The following is a 15,468-nucleotide window of genomic DNA, read 5'->3' as shown; positions in this document are numbered from 1 at the left end:
AGCTTGAAAAAGCAAATTTTTGTGTTTCACAAATTCGGAATTTAATTCCGTATCGTGGAATAAGAGCGAACGACACGCGAGAAAGAGAGGAACATGTATATGAACGCAGCATATCTGACTCCTGCGATCACCCTGTTCAACGAGGACGGCACCCTGGATCTGGAGAGCCAGGAGAGACTGTTCAACAACCTGATCGAAAAAGGCGTGGACGGCATCCTGGTGGAGGGCAGCTCCAGCGAGTTTTTCGCCATGCCCATGGACCAGCGCCGGGAGATGGCCAAGTTCGCCATTGAGACGGTGGATCACCGGGTGAAGCTGATCATCGGCACCAGCCACATGGTGGCCGACGAGATTGTCAGCTTCTCCAACTACTGCCTGGATGCCGGCGCCGACGCCGTCATGATCCTGCCGCCTTACTACTTCCACTTCGGCGCTGAGGCCCTGCTGCAGTACTATGACCGGCTGGCCACCCAGATTCACGGCGATATCTACATCTACAACTTCCCCGACAACACCGGCTACACCATCCCCGCCGAGACGGTCCTGGCCCTGGCCAAGATTCATCCCAACATCGTGGGCATGAAAGACACCATCTCCGGCATGGACCACACCCGGGAGCTGATCAAGGTGGTCAAGGCCCACATCCCCAGCTTCGAGATCTACTCCGGCTTTGACGACAACTTCGCCCACAACGTGCTCGCCGGCGGCAACGGCTGCATCGGCGCCCTGAGCAACGTGGTGCCCGAGGTGTGCTCCGCCTGGGTGAAGGCCTTCCGGGAAAACGACCTGGAGGGCATCGCCAAGGGCCAGCAGACCATCGACCGGCTCATGGATCTCTACTCCATCCGCAGCCCCTTCCTGCCCGTCATCAAGGAGGCCTGCAAGCTCCGCGGCATTGCCGCCACCAGCGCCGGCACCTTCCCCATGCCCAACGCCACCGTGGAGGACGATGCCAAGATCCTGGAGCTGCTGCGCCGGGAGAACGTGCAGTAATTCCACAGATTTCCATAAACGGACCGGACCGCCAGCGGCGGTCCGGTTTTTTTGCGTGGAAGCGGAGCCCATCAAAACATGTAGAAAATTCGGGCGTATTTCTATGAAAGTTTCCGATTTACAAACGGCGCCGGATTTGCGATGATAGTCATCGTGCCGTCACGCCGGAAAAAGCGGGACGGAAGTGATAAAAGCAACACTGAACACGAGATCTTGTGTGCTACAATAGATCCAACACAAAATAAGAGACAACACGGAAGTACGGAGGGAACATATGACAGTCATCAAACGAAACGGCGCAGAGGTGGATTTCGACATTGAAAAGATCGTTTCCGCTGTGTCCAAAGCCAACGACAGCGTGGGGGAGGAGGCCCGCCTGACGCCGCTGCAGATCCGGCGGATCGCGGAATTTGTGGAGCTCAGCTGCCTGAAGATGAACCGCGCTCCCTCCGTGGAGGAGATCCAGGATCTGGTGGAGTATCAGATCATGGCCCACGGCGCCTATGAGGTGGCCAAGCACTACGTGACCTACCGCTATACCCGCTCCCTGGTCCGCCGCAGCAACACCACCGACGAGAAGATCCTCAGCCTCATTGAGTGCTGCAACGAGGAGGCCAAGCAGGAAAACTCCAACAAAAACCCGGTGGTCAACTCCACCCAGCGGGACTATATGGCCGGTGAGGTCTCCCGCGACCTGAGCGAGCGTCTGCTGCTGCCGCCGGACATTGTGGAGGCTCACAAGGAGGGCATCATCCACTTCCACGACTCCGATTACTATGCCCAGCACATGCACAACTGCGACCTGGTGAACCTGGAGGACATGCTGCAAAACGGCACCGTCATCACCGGCACCCTCATCGAGCGGCCCCACAGCTTCTCCACCGCCTGCAACATCGCCACCCAGATCATCGCCCAGGTGGCCTCAAACCAGTACGGCGGTCAGTCCATCTCCCTGGCCCACCTGGCGCCCTTTGTGGACGTGAGCCGCAAGAAGATCCGCAAGATCGTGGAGCAGGAGATGGAGACCCTGGGCATCCGGCCCGGCGAGGAGAAAATCCGGGAGCTGGTGGAAACCCGCCTGCGGGACGAGGTGCGCCGGGGGGTGCAGACCATCCAGTACCAGGTGCTCACGCTGCTGACCACCAACGGACAGGCTCCCTTCGTCACCGTGTTCATGTATCTGGGCGAGGCCAAGAACGACCAGGAGCGCCGGGACCTGGCCCTCATCATCGAGGAGACTCTGGAGCAGCGCTACCAGGGCGTCAAGAACGAGGACGGCGTGTGGATCACCCCCGCCTTCCCCAAGCTCATTTATGTGCTGGAGGAGGACAACATCCACGAGGATTCTCCTTACTATTATCTCACGAAGCTGGCCGCCAAGTGCACGGCCCGGCGGATGGTTCCCGACTACATCTCTGCCAAGAAGATGCTGGAGCTCAAGGGCGACGTGTACACCTGCATGGGCTGCCGCTCCTTCCTGACCCCGGACCGGTTCACCGACGCGGGCATCGGCAATATCGCAAACGCCGGCAACTACGAGCCCGGCAAGCACAAGTACTACGGCCGGTTCAACCAGGGCGTGGTGACCATCAACCTCCCCGACGTGGCTCTTAGTTCCGGCGGGGACATGGAAAAGTTCTGGTCCATCTTCGATGAGCGGCTGGAGCTGTGCCACCGGGCGCTGCTGTGCCGCCATGAGCGGCTCAAGGGCACCCTCTCCGACGTGGCCCCGATCCTGTGGCAGTACGGCGCCTGCGCTCGTCTGAAAAAGGGCGAGACCATCGACGAGCTTTTGTACCACGGCTACTCCACCATCTCCCTGGGTTACGCGGGCCTCTACGAGTGCGTCAAGTACATGACCGGCAAGAGCCACACGGACCCGGAGGCCACCCCCTTCGCCCTCCATGTCATGCAGCACATGAACGACGCGTGCAAGAAGTGGAAGGAGGAGAGCGACATCGACTTCTCCCTTTACGGCACGCCCCTGGAGTCCACTACCTACAAGTTCGCCAAGTGCCTCCAGCGCCGCTTCGGCGTTATTCCCGGCATCACGGACAAGGGCTACATCACCAACAGCTACCACGTCCATGTGACCGAGGAGATCAACGCCTTCGACAAGCTCAAGTTCGAGGCCCAGTTCCAGCACCTCTCTCCCGGCGGCGCCATCAGCTACGTGGAGGTGCCCGACATGCAGAACAACCTGGAGGCGGTGCTCCAGGTGATGAAGTTCATCTACGACAACATCATCTACGCCGAGCTCAACACCAAGAGCGACTACTGCCAGGTGTGCGGCTGGGACGGGGAGATCCAGATCGTGGAGGAAAACGGCAAGCTCATCTGGAAGTGCCCCAAGTGCGGCAACACCGACCAGGACAAGATGAATGTGGCCCGGCGGACCTGCGGTTACATCGGCACCCAGTTCTGGAACCAGGGCCGCACCCAGGAGATCCGGGACCGGGTACTGCACCTTTAAACTCACTCCAGGGGGGACGGTGTCCCCCCTGGATACGCAAGGACCGCAGCGCCGGGCGCCGCAGTCCTTGCGATACCCCCTCGCCCGCTCACGGAGCAGGCGGCTGTGGCCGCAGCGGCCACAGGCATCGGTGTGCCGTGCAGGCGCAGGTCCTGCCCGGCACGGATACTTCCGGGGCGCGGGTCCCCGGGAAAAATGATTTCAATAATTTGACCCTGTCAGGAGAGTTGGGCGGAAGGAGAGAGGCGCCATGTATTACGGAGAGATCAAAAACTGCGACATCGCCAATGGCGAGGGCGTGCGGGTGACGCTGTTTGTGTCTGGCTGCACCAACCGCTGCAAAAACTGCTTCCAGCCCCAGACCTGGGCCTTTGACTACGGCACGCCCTTTACCGAGAAGACGGAGGAGGAGCTTTTGAAGCTGCTGGCCCCGTCCTATATCAACGGACTGACGCTGCTGGGAGGCGAGCCCTTTGAGCCGGAGAACCAGCGGTGCCTGGTGCCGTTTTTGCACCGGGTCCGGGAGGCGTATCCCGCCAAGACCATCTGGAGCTACACGGGCTTTACCTATGAAGATCTCCTCCGGGACGGTAGCCACCCCCGCTGCGAGGTCACCGACGAGATGCTCTCGCTGCTGGACGTGCTGGTGGACGGCCGGTTCGTGGAGGAACTCAAGGACATCTCCCTGCGGTTCCGGGGCAGCTCCAACCAGCGCCTGATCGACCTGAACGCCACCCGCAAGGCAGGGGAGGTGCGTCTGGTGCCGGAGGTACGCCGGTAACAGGCGGAGAATCAAACAAAAAAGCGGAGAGGCTTTTGCCTCTCCGCTTTTTTTGTACTCAGAGCGTCTGGGTATAGCCCTTGTTGTTGGTCAGGGCCTCCAGTACCTGATAGCGCTCCATGTCGAAGGTCTTGGTCATCTGCAGGGCCTCCTCCATCTCCAGGTTGACGATGCGGCCGTCCTGGGTGGCGATGACGCAGTTGCCCCGGTTCTGGACCAGCGCCTGCACCGCCTCGTAGCCCATGCGGCTGGCGGTCTCCCGGTCCCGGGCACTGGGGGAGCCGCCCCGCTGGATGTGGCCCAGCACCGTCACCCGGGGATCGATGCCGATCTCCTGGTGGATGCGCTTGCCGATCTCCACGGCGCTGCCGGCGCCCTCGGCTACCACGATCATGTAGTGGGTGGAGCCGGAGAGCCGGGCCCGGCGGATCTTCTCCACAATGTCCCGGTCAAAGTCCGTCTCCCGCTCCGGGATCAGCACGGCGGTGGCGCCCACGGAGATGCCCACGTACAAAGCCAGGTACCCTGCGTGGCGGCCCATGACCTCCACCACGGAGCAGCGCTCGTGGGACTGCATGGTGTCCCGCAGCTTGTCGATGCACTCGATGGCGGTATTGCAGGCGGTGTCGAAGCCGATGGTGTAGTGGGAGCAGCCGATGTCGTTGTCGATGGTGGCGGGGATGCCCACCACCTGCAAGGCGTGGCCGTCTGCTGCGGCCTGGCGGGAAAGGGCCAGGGCGCCCCGGAACGTGCCGTCGCCGCCGATGGCCACGATGCCGTCCAGCCCCAGCAGCTTGCAGGTGGCCAGGGCCTTGGCCCGGCCGCTCTCCTCCATGAACTCCTCACTGCGGGCGGTGTAGAGCATGGTGCCGCCTTTGTCGATGATGTGGCTGACGCTGGACGCATCCATGTGCATGAAGTCGCTGTTGATGAGGCCGTTCCAGCCCCGGCGGATGCCGATGCAGTCGATGCCCTCTCCGATGGCGGAGCGCACCACCGCGCGGACGGCGGCATTCATGCCGGGGGCGTCTCCGCCGCTGGTGAGAATGCCGATACGCTTGACCTGTTTTTCCATATGTATCCTCCAGATTCCATTCCGGCGGAAGCCGGCAGACAGTTAACCGATTACCCCGAATATACCGCCGGGAGGGAGACTCTGTCAAGCGTCAGATCCCGTTTGGGGGAAACCTTGTGGAAAACGATTAACTTTCCCGGAACACAGTATTAAAAATGACGAATCCGTCATCCGCAGTACTCGATCTTCAGCCCGGTGCGGCTTTGCACTGCGTCCCAGCGCCCGTCCACAGGCTCGTCGGTGATGATGCGGTCGATGAGCTCCAGGCTGCCGAAGAGCACGTTGGCGCTGGGACCGAACTTGGTGTGATCCATCAGCAAAATCCGCTCCTGGGCGTGGAGCAGCATCCCCTCCCGCACCTTGGCCTCGTTGAGGTGGTTGTCGGACATACCCTGCTCCGGGGTGATTTTGGGGCAGCTGATGAAGGCCCGGTCAGCATGGTAGCCGGAGAGAATATCCGTGGTGTGGTAGCCGGTAAAGGAGGAGGTGCGCCGGCGAAAAGTCCCCCCCAGACACACCAGGTTGATGTTGGACAGCCGCTCGCTGCAAAGCTCGCAGATCAAAAGGGAGTTGGTAATGACGGTCACATTGTATTTGGCGTCCACCAGCGTCCGGGCAAGCTCCAGACAGGTGGTGGAGGAGTCCAGCATAATGACGTCGTTTTCCCGGACGTACTGAAAGGCACACCGGGCCATCCGGGACTTGATGTCCTGAAAGTAAATTTTCCGAAGCTTGGTGGGGTAGCTCTTGTCGTATTTTTCCATGAGGTAGGCGCCGCCGTGGGTGCGGGTGAGCTTGCCGCTGGCCTCCAGCTCCCGCAGATCCCGGCGGATGGTCTCCTCACTGCAATGGAGCTGCTGGCTCAATGCGGGGATCAGCACGCTCCCGTTTTTGGCCAGCTCCTGCTCAATGGCGGTCTGGCGGTCAATTTTCAGCATAATGCCGCATCCTTTCCGGTTGTTGGTTTCAGTATAGAGTACTATTTTGGAAAAAGCAAATAAATTCCGCGTGCAGTCAACAAAAAACCACAAATTCATGTGAAAATTACGCAAAAATGCCTAATCTATGTTGGAGAGTATAGCGAAAATTAGCAATTAGAACAAAAATTGCGTTGAAAAATGTTCATATCTGTTGTAAAATTTGGACATATCCAAAGTGCAGAAATCGGGAAGGGAGGGAGTGCTCCGGCGGCGGCCCTGGGGGGCTGCGGGCCGGCTGTGTGGAACTGTTCAAAATCGCGCAATAGAAAGGAGATTGTTATGGAGAATAACAAGAAAAAGGGTAATTTCCTAGGCCTGATGCCTCTGCTGATCTTCATCGCACTGTACATCATCTCCACCATCCTGACGAAGGACGCCGGCACCATGCCGCTGAACGTGGGCATTCTCATTGCCATCATCTTCGCGTTTGCATTCTGCGTGGCCAAAAAGGAGAAGGAAAAGCTCAATTTTGACGGGTTCGTCACCATGTTCTGCAAGGGCGGCGGCGACGACACCCTGATTTTGATGTTCTTTATCTTCCTGGAAGCCGGTATCTTCTACAGCGTGGCCGGCGGCATGGGCGCCGTCAGCTCCGTGTCCAACCTGGGCTTGAAGCTGCTGCCCGCCAACATGGTGCTGCCCGGACTGTTCCTCATCGGCTGCGTGCTGAGCTTCTCCATGGGCACTTCCATGGGCACGGTCACCACGCTGATGCCCATCGGCATCGAGATCGCCAACAAGACCGGCATGAACATGGCGCTGGTGTGCGGCGTTGTGGTGGGCGGCGCCATGTTCGGCGACAACATGTCCTTCATCTCCGATACCACCATCGCCGCCACCCGTACCCAGGAGGTGGAAATGAAGGATAAGTTCAAGGCCAACTTCCTGATGGTCCTGCCGGCACTGGTCATTACCATCGTGCTGCTGATCTTCCAGTCCGTTTCCACCGAGCTCGACGAGAGCGCCCTGACCTGGGACTTCGTCCAGCTGCTGCCCTACATCCTGGTCATTGTGCTCTCCCTGATCGGCGTGCACGTCATGCTGGCCATGGGCGCTGCCATCCTCACCGGACTGGTGGTGGGTCTGGCCCAGGGCAACTTCACCTTTGTCTCCGCCCTGACCATCGTGGGCGACGGCATCAAGTCCATGGAGGACACCGCTGTCATCGCCGTCATGGTGGGCGGCCTGGTGGCCCTGATGACCTACCTGGGCGGCATTGACTGGCTGCTCAACAAGCTGACCTCCAGCGTCAAGGGTGCCAAGGGCGCCGAGCTGTCCATCGCCGCGCTGGTGACGCTGCTGGATCTGGCCACCACCAACAACACCATCTCCATCATCACCGCCGGCCCCATTGCCAAGGACATCTCCGATCAGTACGGTGTCTCCCGCGTGCGCACCGCCAGCATTCTGGACCTGTTCTCCTCCGCCGGCAACGGCATCTGCCCCTGGGCGGGTCAGATCCTGGCTGCCTCCGGTCTTGCGGGCGTGTCCACGCTGTCCATCGTGCCCTATTGCTGGTACAGCATGCTGATGTTCGTCTTCGGCGTGGTGTTCATCCTGCTGGGCTGGCCCAAGGCCGTGGTCAACAGCACCAAGGGCCGGGTTGCCAAATAAGCGGCATCAATTGTATACTATAGGCATCCGGCCCTGAGCCGGAGCGCAGAAGGAGGGGGAAACTGGGCGTGCCGGTCCCCTCTCCTTTTTGCCCCAAAAACCATATGGCGCCGGAAGGCGCGTGGAGGAGTAACATGTCTGATTTCAATACGTTCTTTTTGATGAAGCCCGAGGATGTTCAGCGGTATGTGGTGGAAGTACTCCACCGGTTTGACCCGGAGGAGGAGACGGAGTGCCGGGAGATCGGCGACGGAAACATCAACTATGTCTTCCAGGTCCGCTCCTGCAAAGACGGCCGCTCCGTGATCGTCAAGCAGGCGGACAAGCTCCTGCGCTCTTCCGGCCGGCCTCTGGATATCTACCGCAACAAGATCGAGGCCGAGACGCTGAAGCTGGAGTCCTCTCTGGCGCCCAGCTTCATCCCGGAGGTCTACTACTACGACGAGACCATGGCGGCGCTGTCCATGGAGGATATCTCCGCCTATAAGAACCTGCGCAAGGAGCTGGCGGCGGGCCGGGTCTACGGCCACCTGGCGGAAAACCTCTCCGCGTTTTTGGCCCAGTCCCTGCTGCCTACCACGGACCTTGTGATGGACCGGCGGGAGAAGAAGGAGCGGGTGAAGTTCTTCACCAACCCGGAGCTGTGCGACATCACCGAGGATCTGGTACTCACGGAGCCCTACTACGACTATAAGGGCCGCAACATCCTCACGGCGGGCAACGAGGACTTTGTGCGCACCTTCCTCTATGAGGACGCGGACCTCCACGCCCAGGTGGGACTGCTGCGCAACAACTTCATGAACAACGCCCAGGCCCTCATCCACGGGGACCTGCACTCCGGTTCCATCTTCGCAAACGAGCAGGGCGTCAAGATCATTGACCCGGAATTTGCCTTTTACGGCCCCATGGGCTATGATATTGGCAATGTCATCGGCAACCTGTTCTTCTCCTGGGCCAACAAGGCGTTCACCGGCGCCGGGGCGGAGCAGACGCAGGCGGTGCGCGGCCTGATCGCCGGGCTGTGCGACCGGACGGCGGAGAAGCTGTCTGAGAAGTACGACGAGATCGTCACCTTCCCCCTCTACCGGACGGAGGGCTTCAAGAAGGCGTATCTGGACGGCGTCATGGCCGACTCCTATGGCTACGCCGGTACGGAGATCATCCGCCGGGTGGTGGGCGACTCCAAGGTCATGGAGGTTACCTCCGTCACCGATCCCGCTCAGCGCATCCCCATGGAGCGGGCCCTCATCAAGATGGGCATCTTTCTCATCAAGCACCGTGCCGGCGGCCTTACCGGCGAGGCGGTGGTCCGGGCCTTTGACAGCATCCTGGCGTAAGATTTAAGGAGGATATTACAACATGGTACGTATGGACAACGACATGCCCTTTTTGCTGCAGTACGAAAATGTGGCATGGTACGACAACGGCAAGGTGCGGATTCTGGACCGCCGGGTCTATCCCACGGAGGTGCGGTTCGTGGACTGCTTCACCTATCAGGAGGTGGTCCAGGCCATCGCCGACATGGTGACCCAGAGCGCCGGCCCCTACACCGCCGTGGGCATGGGCATGGCCCTGGCCGCCTGGCAGGTGCGGGACAAGAGCGAGAGCGAGCAGAACGCCTTTTTGCAGCAGGCGGCCTATGACCTGGCCCACGCCCGTCCCACTACCGCCAACCGCTACGGTCAGATCACCTACCGCTGCGCCGATCTTGCCGCCAAGGCTCTTTCCGAGGGCAAGGACCCCATCGAGGCCATCGTGGAGAGCACGGTGGAGTCTCTCAACCGCCGCTACAGCACCATGCAGATCGTGGGCGACAACCTGGCGTCCCTGATTCCCCAGGGAGGCACCATTCTGACCCAGTGCTTCGGCGAGACCATCATCGGCACCGTCATGCGGGCGGCCCGCAAGCAGAACAAGGACTTCAAGGTGTTCTGCGCCGAGACCCGTCCCTATCTCCAGGGCGCCCGGCTCACCTCCAGCTGCTTTGCCCAGATGGGCTTCGACACCACCGTCATCACCGACAACATGGTGGCCTATTCCATGGAGCGGGAGCACATCGACCTCTTTACCTCCGCCGCCGACTCCATCGCCCGGGACGGCCACATCGCCAACAAGATCGGCACGTTCCAGATCGCCATCCTGGCCAAGTACTTCGGCATCCCCTACTATGTCACCGGCGTGCCCGACAAGGACAAGCACACCAAGGACGACATCGTCATCGAGATGCGCGACCCCAGCCAGGTGCTCAGCTACCGCGGCATCCCCAACACCGTCGAGGGCGTCAAGGCCATCTATCCCTCCTTCGACGTGGTGCCGCCCCACCTGATCTCCGGTGTGGTCACCGACAAGGGCGTGTATGTGCCCTATGTGCTGGACCACTACTTTGATTCCAACGTGAAAGAATTCTATTAAGTCCATTGTCCGCGCCTGCGGCGCGGAGCCATTGCATTGAAGGAGGAGAGTTCAATGAAGGTCTATGTGCGTGCGCCCTATGCCCCCGACTGCCTCAAGGAGCTGGAGACCATGTTTGATGAGGTGGTCTACGAGCCCTGGACGGTGACAGGAGAGCGCTATTATGAAGATGAGATGCTGGAAAACCTCCTGCGGGTACAGCCCGACGCCCTGATCACCGAGCTGGACCGGGTGACGGAGAAGGTGCTCGCCGGCTACGACAAGCTCCAATTCATCGGCGACTGCCGGGGCACCCCCGCCAACCTTCAGGTGGATGCGTGCACCAAGGCGGGCGTCCCCATCTTGTGCACCCCCGGCCGCAACACCCAGGCCGTGGCCGAGATGGTGGTGGGATTGCTGCTGACGGTCATGCGCAAGACCATCCCCGCGGTCCAATGGGTCAAGGACGGCAAGTGGGTGCCCGGCACCACGCCCTACTATCTGTGGATGGGCAACGAGCTCCAGGGCAAGAAGGTGGGCTTCGTGGGCTTCGGCGCCATCAGCCACGCCGTGGCCAAGATCCTGGACGGCTTTGAGTGCCAGATCAGCTTCTATGATCCCTTCCTGCCCGGCGACCAGGGCCACTACCGCAAGACCTCCCTGGAGGAGATCTTCTCCGAAAGCGACATCGTCACGCTGCATCTGCCGGTGACCGACTCCACCCGGGGCATGATTACCGAGCCGCTGCTGCGGTCCATGAAGAAGACCGCCCTGTTCGTCAACGCCGCCCGCTCCGCCATCGTGGACTACGCGGCGCTGGAGAAGGTGCTGCGGGAGGAGGCCATCGCCGGCGCCATCATCGATGTGCTGGACACGGAGCCCCCCACGGAGAAGGATCTGACCATCGCCCAGTGCCCCAATGTGCTGCTCACGCCCCACATCTGCGGCGCTACCTACGAGGTCACCGACCATCAGTCCCGCATCCTCAACGACCGCATCAAAAAGTGGCTGGCCGGCGAGGATCTGGAAAAGGTGGTCTACAACCGGGACGTGCTGGGTAAGTGACCATGAAGCACTATCTCATGGTGGACCTGGGCACCGGGAACACCCGGGTGGCCCTGGTCAACAGCGCCGGGAGCATCCTGGGCATCCGCACCTACACCAACACCTATCACCGGGATGACGCCTATGAGGACGCCCAGTATTTCCTGCCCCGGGAGTGGGCGCCCCAGATCATGGAGGGGTGCCGGGCGCTGTGCGCCGAGCACCCGGATGTGGTGATCGACGCCGTGTCCTCCGCCGGCGCCCGCCAGAGCTTTGTGCTGGTGGACCGGGAGGGAGAGGCATTCTGCGGCCTGCCCAACATCGATAACCGGGGTCGGGCCTATATGGCCCGGGTGCCCGATCACCAGGAGATCTACCGGCTTAGTGGCAAGTGGGCCACGGAGGACTTCGGCGCGGCCAAGCTGTTGGGCTTGCGGAAGGTGTATCCGGAGATGTATGATAGGATCGACCGGGTGCTGAGCATCAGCGAGTGGATCGCCTGGATGTTCACCGGCCGGGCCGTTATGGAGTACTCCCAGGCCTGCGAGACCCAGCTCTACGATATCGGCCGGAGGACCTGGTCCCAGGAGCTGTGTGAAAAGTACGGCCTGGACCTGGAGATCCTGCCGCCTCTGGCGGCGGCAGGCACCGTGGTGGGGCCCGTGCTGCCGCAGCTGCAGCAGGAACTGCACATGGCGGACGGAGCCGTGTTCATCCTGGGCGGCGCCGATACCCAGGTGGCCCTGCGGCAGACGGGCATCGGCCCCGGCGACATTGCCGTGGTGTCCGGCACCACTTCGCCGGTGGTGACGGAGATGGACCGCCTCTTCTACGACCACGATCAGCGGGTGTGGACGGACGCGGGCCTTGGCGGAAAGAATTACCAGGTGGAGATGAACCCCGGCGTCACGGGGCTCAACTACCAGCGCTTCCGGGAGAACCTGTATGCCGACTGGTCTTACGGAGATCTGGAGGAGGCCTACGAGAAAAAGACCTCCTTTGCCTGCACGGCGTCCTTTTCCTCGCTGCTCTTCTATGAGCGGCGCTCCCTGCGCCGGGGCGGATTCTTCATGAACTCCCCCATGGACGCGGGCGTGGACCGGCTGGATTTCATCTGGGCGGTGCTGGCGGATATCGCCTGCTCCATCTATGAACAGCTCCAGGCCCTGGCCCGGCTTACCGGCAACACCGGCAGCTGCATCCTGGGCTGCGGCGGCGGGTTCCAGTCCCGGGCGCTGTGCCACATGCTGGCGGATCTTTCCGGCAGGGAGGTACGGCTGCGGCCGGGCTTCTCCCAGGCCACCGTCCTGGGCCTGGTGGATATCTGCAACGGCTGCCTGGGCCAGCCGGGAACAAAAGAGGAGGGGGAGGGAGACCTGTGCTTCGCTCCCCGGTCCGGCCAGCTGATTCACCGCTACTATCCGGTATGGCTGGAAAACCGCAACCGGGCCAACAACGCCTGAGAAGCGGATTCGGAAAACCAAGACAATCTACAATAAAATTATCAGGAGGAATCAACTATGTTGATGCAGGAAGAAAGAGAACTGGTCGTTGAGTACGGCAAGAAGATGAGCGCCGCCCGCCTGAGCACCGGCACCAGCGGCAACATCAGCATTTACAACGCCGAAAAGGGCCTGATGGCCATCAGCCCCTCCGGCATGGACTACTTCTCCACCACCCCGGAGGATGTGGTCATTACCGACCTGGAGGCCAATATCGTCGACGGCGCCCGTAAGCCCTCCAGCGAGTGGGCCCTGCACACCACGTTCTATAAGCATAAGCCCCATGCCCGCGCCGTGGTGCACACCCACTCCATGTACTGCACTACCTTCGCCGTGCTGGGTCAGCCCATCCGTGCCGTCCACTATGTGATCGGCGACGCCGGCGTGGCCACCGTGCCCTGCGCTCCCTACCGGACCTTCGGCACCGTGGAGCTGGCGGAGGCCGCCATGGAGGTGTGCGGCGAGAGCGACGCCGTGCTGCTGGGCAACCACGGCCTGGTGGTGTGCGGCAAGGACATCAAGAGCGCCTACAGCCTGGCCTGCAACATGGAGTACATCGCCGAACTCCAGTACCGGGCCATGTGCATCGGCCAGCCCAACGTCCTCACCGACGAGCAGATGGCCGTGGTCATGGAGAAGTTCAAGTCCTACGGCCAGCCCGGCGCCAAGAAGACCGGTTATTGATCGGGGCGCGCGGCTATGAACTCCTTTGATTTTTACAGCCCTACCTATTTCGTCTTCGGCCGTGACCGGGAGACGGAGGCGGGCGCCTATGTGAAAAAGTTCGGCGGCAGCCGGGTGCTGGTGCTCTACGGCGGCCAGTCCGCCAAGCGCTCCGGCCTCCTGGACCGGGTGAATGAATCCCTGCGCTCGGCGGGCCTTGCCTGCGTGGAGCTGGGCGGCATCAAGCCCAATCCCAAGAGCGACCTGGTCTATGAGGGCATCGAGCTGTGCCGCCGGGAACAGGTGGACTTTTTGCTGGCAGTGGGCGGCGGCAGCGTCATCGACACGGCCAAGGCCATCGCCGCCGGCGCTGTGTACGACGGGGACTTCTGGGACTTCTTCTCCGGCAAGGTGCCGGAGAAAGCCCTGCCTGTGGGCACCGTGCTGACCATTGCCGCCTCCGGCAGCGAGGGCTCCCCGGACGCCATCATCACCAAGGCCGACACCCTGGAGAAAAATGCGGCGGAGGCCGACTGCCTGCGTCCCCGCTTCTCCATCCTCAACCCCGCCCTCACCGAGAGCCTGCCGCCCTATCAGACGGCCTGCGGCGTCACGGATATCATGGCCCATGCCTTTGAGCGCTACTTCACCAACACGCCGGACGTGGAGACCACGGACCGGCTGCTGGAGGGCGTGCTGCTGGCCATGCTCCACGAGGGACGCCGGGTCATGGAAGACCCTCACAACTACGAGGCCCGGGCCAACATCATGTGGGCCGGCATGGTCTGCCACAACGATGTGATGGGCGTGGGCCGCAAGCAGGACTGGAACAGCCACCATCTCGAGCACGTGCTCTCCGCCCTCTACGACTGCGCCCACGGCGCGGGCCTGGCGGTCATCATGCCCGCCTGGATGCGCTACTGCGTGGAGCACGGCGGCGAAAAGCGCTTTGCCCAGATGGCCGTGCGGGTGTTCGGCTGCCAGATGGACTTCGACGATCCCAAGCGCACCGCCATGGAGGGCGTGAACGCCTTCCGGGCGTTCTTGAAGGAACTGGGCATGCCCCTGACCTTTGCCGAGATCGGCGCCAAGGCGGAGGATATCCCCAAGCTGGTGGAGATGAACCACATCGGTGACGGCGTCACCGGCGGCTACATCGGCCTGGACCGGGCTGCCCACCAGGAGATTTATGAAATCGCCGCAGGCATGCGGGATTGATAAAACCAAAAGCATTCTCAGGAAAGAAGGAACCCTACCCATGAACACAGAAAAGAAGTTGGGCTTTGCCACCCGTCAGATCCACGCCGGCAAGATGAAGAACGCCGCCGGCTCTTTGTGCGATCCCATCTACCAGACCTCCACCTTCGAATTTGAGACCGTGGAGCAGGGCGGCGCCCGTTTTGCCGGCCAGGAGAGCGGCTACATCTACTCCCGCCTGGGCAACCCCACCGTTGCCACGCTGGAGGCCAAGGTGGCCGAGCTGGAAAACGGCGAGGCCGCTCTGGCTACCGCTTCCGGCATGGGCGCCATCTCCACCGCCATCTGGTCCAGTGTGGAGGGCGGTGACGAGATCGTGGCCAGCGACACCCTGTACGGCTGCACCTTCGCCCTGCTCAACCACGGCATCAGCAAGTTCGGCGTCAAGGCCCATCTGGTGGATATGACCGACATGGCCGCCCTGAAGGCCGCCCTGAACGAGAAGACCAAGGTGGTCTATCTGGAGACCCCCTGCAACCCCACGCTGAAGATCGTGGACATTGCCGCCGTCGCCAAGACCGCCCATGACTACAACCCCGCCATCAAGGTCGTGGTGGACAACACCTTCTGCACGCCCTACCTGCAGCGTCCCCTGGACCTGGGCGCCGATGTGGTGGTCCACAGCGCTACCAAGTATTTGAACGGCCACGGCGACGTCATCGCGGGTGTGGTCGTCGGCAAGACGGACTTCATCA

At 61.5% G+C, this 15,468-nt stretch carries 13 protein-coding genes; 11 read left to right on the top strand and 2 right to left on the bottom strand.

Annotated features, from left to right (window positions below; genetic code table 11):
- Positions 1-99 precede the first annotated feature (99 nt).
- The 3 genes from QZS13_RS06500 (at position 100) to nrdG (ending at position 4,247) form a co-directional block, all read left to right on the top strand.
- Positions 100-993 carry a dihydrodipicolinate synthase family protein gene (locus QZS13_RS06500; RefSeq protein ID WP_295587099.1) on the top strand — a complete coding sequence of 298 codons (894 nt, stop codon included), beginning with the start codon at positions 100-102 and terminating at the stop codon, positions 991-993.
- A 274-nt stretch (positions 994-1,267) separates the two neighbouring features.
- The gene (gene nrdD / locus QZS13_RS06495; RefSeq protein ID WP_295587097.1) at positions 1,268-3,466 is read left to right on the top strand and encodes an anaerobic ribonucleoside-triphosphate reductase; all 2,199 of its coding nucleotides are present in this window, start codon (positions 1,268-1,270) and stop codon (positions 3,464-3,466) included.
- A gap of 250 nt (positions 3,467-3,716) precedes the next feature.
- A complete protein-coding gene (gene nrdG / locus QZS13_RS06490) occupies positions 3,717-4,247 on the top strand; it encodes an anaerobic ribonucleoside-triphosphate reductase activating protein (RefSeq protein ID WP_295587095.1) in 531 nt (176 codons plus the stop codon).
- A gap of 58 nt (positions 4,248-4,305) precedes the next feature.
- Here the strand turns inward: nrdG and pfkA are convergent, their stop codons facing one another.
- A complete protein-coding gene (gene pfkA / locus QZS13_RS06485) occupies positions 4,306-5,322 on the bottom strand; it encodes a 6-phosphofructokinase (RefSeq protein ID WP_295587093.1) in 1,017 nt (338 codons plus the stop codon).
- 167 nt (positions 5,323-5,489) lie between these two features.
- A complete protein-coding gene (locus QZS13_RS06480; RefSeq protein ID WP_295587091.1) occupies positions 5,490-6,260 on the bottom strand; it encodes a DeoR/GlpR family DNA-binding transcription regulator in 771 nt (256 codons plus the stop codon).
- Between the two features lie 321 nt (positions 6,261-6,581).
- On the opposite strand from QZS13_RS06480, the gene QZS13_RS06475 reads away from it, so the two are divergent.
- From QZS13_RS06475 to QZS13_RS06440, 8 genes are all read left to right on the top strand, one after another.
- Entirely contained in the window at positions 6,582-7,916 is a 1,335-nt protein-coding gene (locus tag QZS13_RS06475) for a Na+/H+ antiporter NhaC family protein (RefSeq protein WP_295587089.1), read from the top strand.
- A gap of 134 nt (positions 7,917-8,050) precedes the next feature.
- Entirely contained in the window at positions 8,051-9,253 is a 1,203-nt protein-coding gene (mtnK, locus tag QZS13_RS06470; protein ID WP_295587087.1) for an S-methyl-5-thioribose kinase, read from the top strand.
- A 22-nt stretch (positions 9,254-9,275) separates the two neighbouring features.
- The gene (locus QZS13_RS06465) at positions 9,276-10,328 is read left to right on the top strand and encodes an S-methyl-5-thioribose-1-phosphate isomerase (protein ID WP_295587085.1); all 1,053 of its coding nucleotides are present in this window, start codon (positions 9,276-9,278) and stop codon (positions 10,326-10,328) included.
- A 54-nt stretch (positions 10,329-10,382) separates the two neighbouring features.
- Positions 10,383-11,372: a 2-hydroxyacid dehydrogenase gene (locus QZS13_RS06460; RefSeq protein ID WP_295587083.1), complete on the top strand. Its 990-nt coding sequence runs from the start codon at positions 10,383-10,385 to the stop codon at positions 11,370-11,372.
- Positions 11,373-11,374: 2 nt separating this feature from the next.
- Complete coding sequence (locus QZS13_RS06455) at positions 11,375-12,814, top strand: FGGY-family carbohydrate kinase (RefSeq protein ID WP_295587081.1); 1,440 nt, start codon at positions 11,375-11,377, stop codon at positions 12,812-12,814.
- 57 nt (positions 12,815-12,871) lie between these two features.
- The gene (locus QZS13_RS06450) at positions 12,872-13,537 is read left to right on the top strand and encodes an L-fuculose-phosphate aldolase (protein ID WP_295587078.1); all 666 of its coding nucleotides are present in this window, start codon (positions 12,872-12,874) and stop codon (positions 13,535-13,537) included.
- A 15-nt stretch (positions 13,538-13,552) separates the two neighbouring features.
- A complete protein-coding gene (locus QZS13_RS06445) occupies positions 13,553-14,734 on the top strand; it encodes an iron-containing alcohol dehydrogenase (protein ID WP_295587076.1) in 1,182 nt (393 codons plus the stop codon).
- A gap of 40 nt (positions 14,735-14,774) precedes the next feature.
- Positions 14,775-15,468 (top strand): aminotransferase class I/II-fold pyridoxal phosphate-dependent enzyme (locus tag QZS13_RS06440; protein WP_295587074.1); only part of this gene is annotated, 694 nt, incomplete at its 3' end.

The organism is uncultured Oscillibacter sp., assembly GCF_900546705.1.
Classification (GTDB): Bacteria; Bacillota; Clostridia; order Oscillospirales; family Oscillospiraceae; genus Oscillibacter.
Note: the sequence above shows the minus strand (reverse complement) of the source record. Positions and strands in the feature narration are given on the sequence as shown.

Coding starts and splice junctions, on each gene's coding strand:
- QZS13_RS06450 (WP_295587078.1), top strand. CDS start 12,872: ATGTTGATGCAGGAAGAAAGAGAACTGGTCGTTGAGTACGGCAAGAAG.
- pfkA (WP_295587093.1), bottom strand. CDS start 5,322: ATGGAAAAACAGGTCAAGCGTATCGGCATTCTCACCAGCGGCGGAGAC.
- QZS13_RS06460 (WP_295587083.1), top strand. CDS start 10,383: ATGAAGGTCTATGTGCGTGCGCCCTATGCCCCCGACTGCCTCAAGGAG.
- nrdD (WP_295587097.1), top strand. CDS start 1,268: ATGACAGTCATCAAACGAAACGGCGCAGAGGTGGATTTCGACATTGAA.
- nrdG (WP_295587095.1), top strand. CDS start 3,717: ATGTATTACGGAGAGATCAAAAACTGCGACATCGCCAATGGCGAGGGC.
- QZS13_RS06480 (WP_295587091.1), bottom strand. CDS start 6,260: ATGCTGAAAATTGACCGCCAGACCGCCATTGAGCAGGAGCTGGCCAAA.
- mtnK (WP_295587087.1), top strand. CDS start 8,051: ATGTCTGATTTCAATACGTTCTTTTTGATGAAGCCCGAGGATGTTCAG.
- QZS13_RS06465 (WP_295587085.1), top strand. CDS start 9,276: ATGGTACGTATGGACAACGACATGCCCTTTTTGCTGCAGTACGAAAAT.
- QZS13_RS06455 (WP_295587081.1), top strand. CDS start 11,375: ATGAAGCACTATCTCATGGTGGACCTGGGCACCGGGAACACCCGGGTG.
- QZS13_RS06500 (WP_295587099.1), top strand. CDS start 100: ATGAACGCAGCATATCTGACTCCTGCGATCACCCTGTTCAACGAGGAC.
- QZS13_RS06475 (WP_295587089.1), top strand. CDS start 6,582: ATGGAGAATAACAAGAAAAAGGGTAATTTCCTAGGCCTGATGCCTCTG.
- QZS13_RS06445 (WP_295587076.1), top strand. CDS start 13,553: ATGAACTCCTTTGATTTTTACAGCCCTACCTATTTCGTCTTCGGCCGT.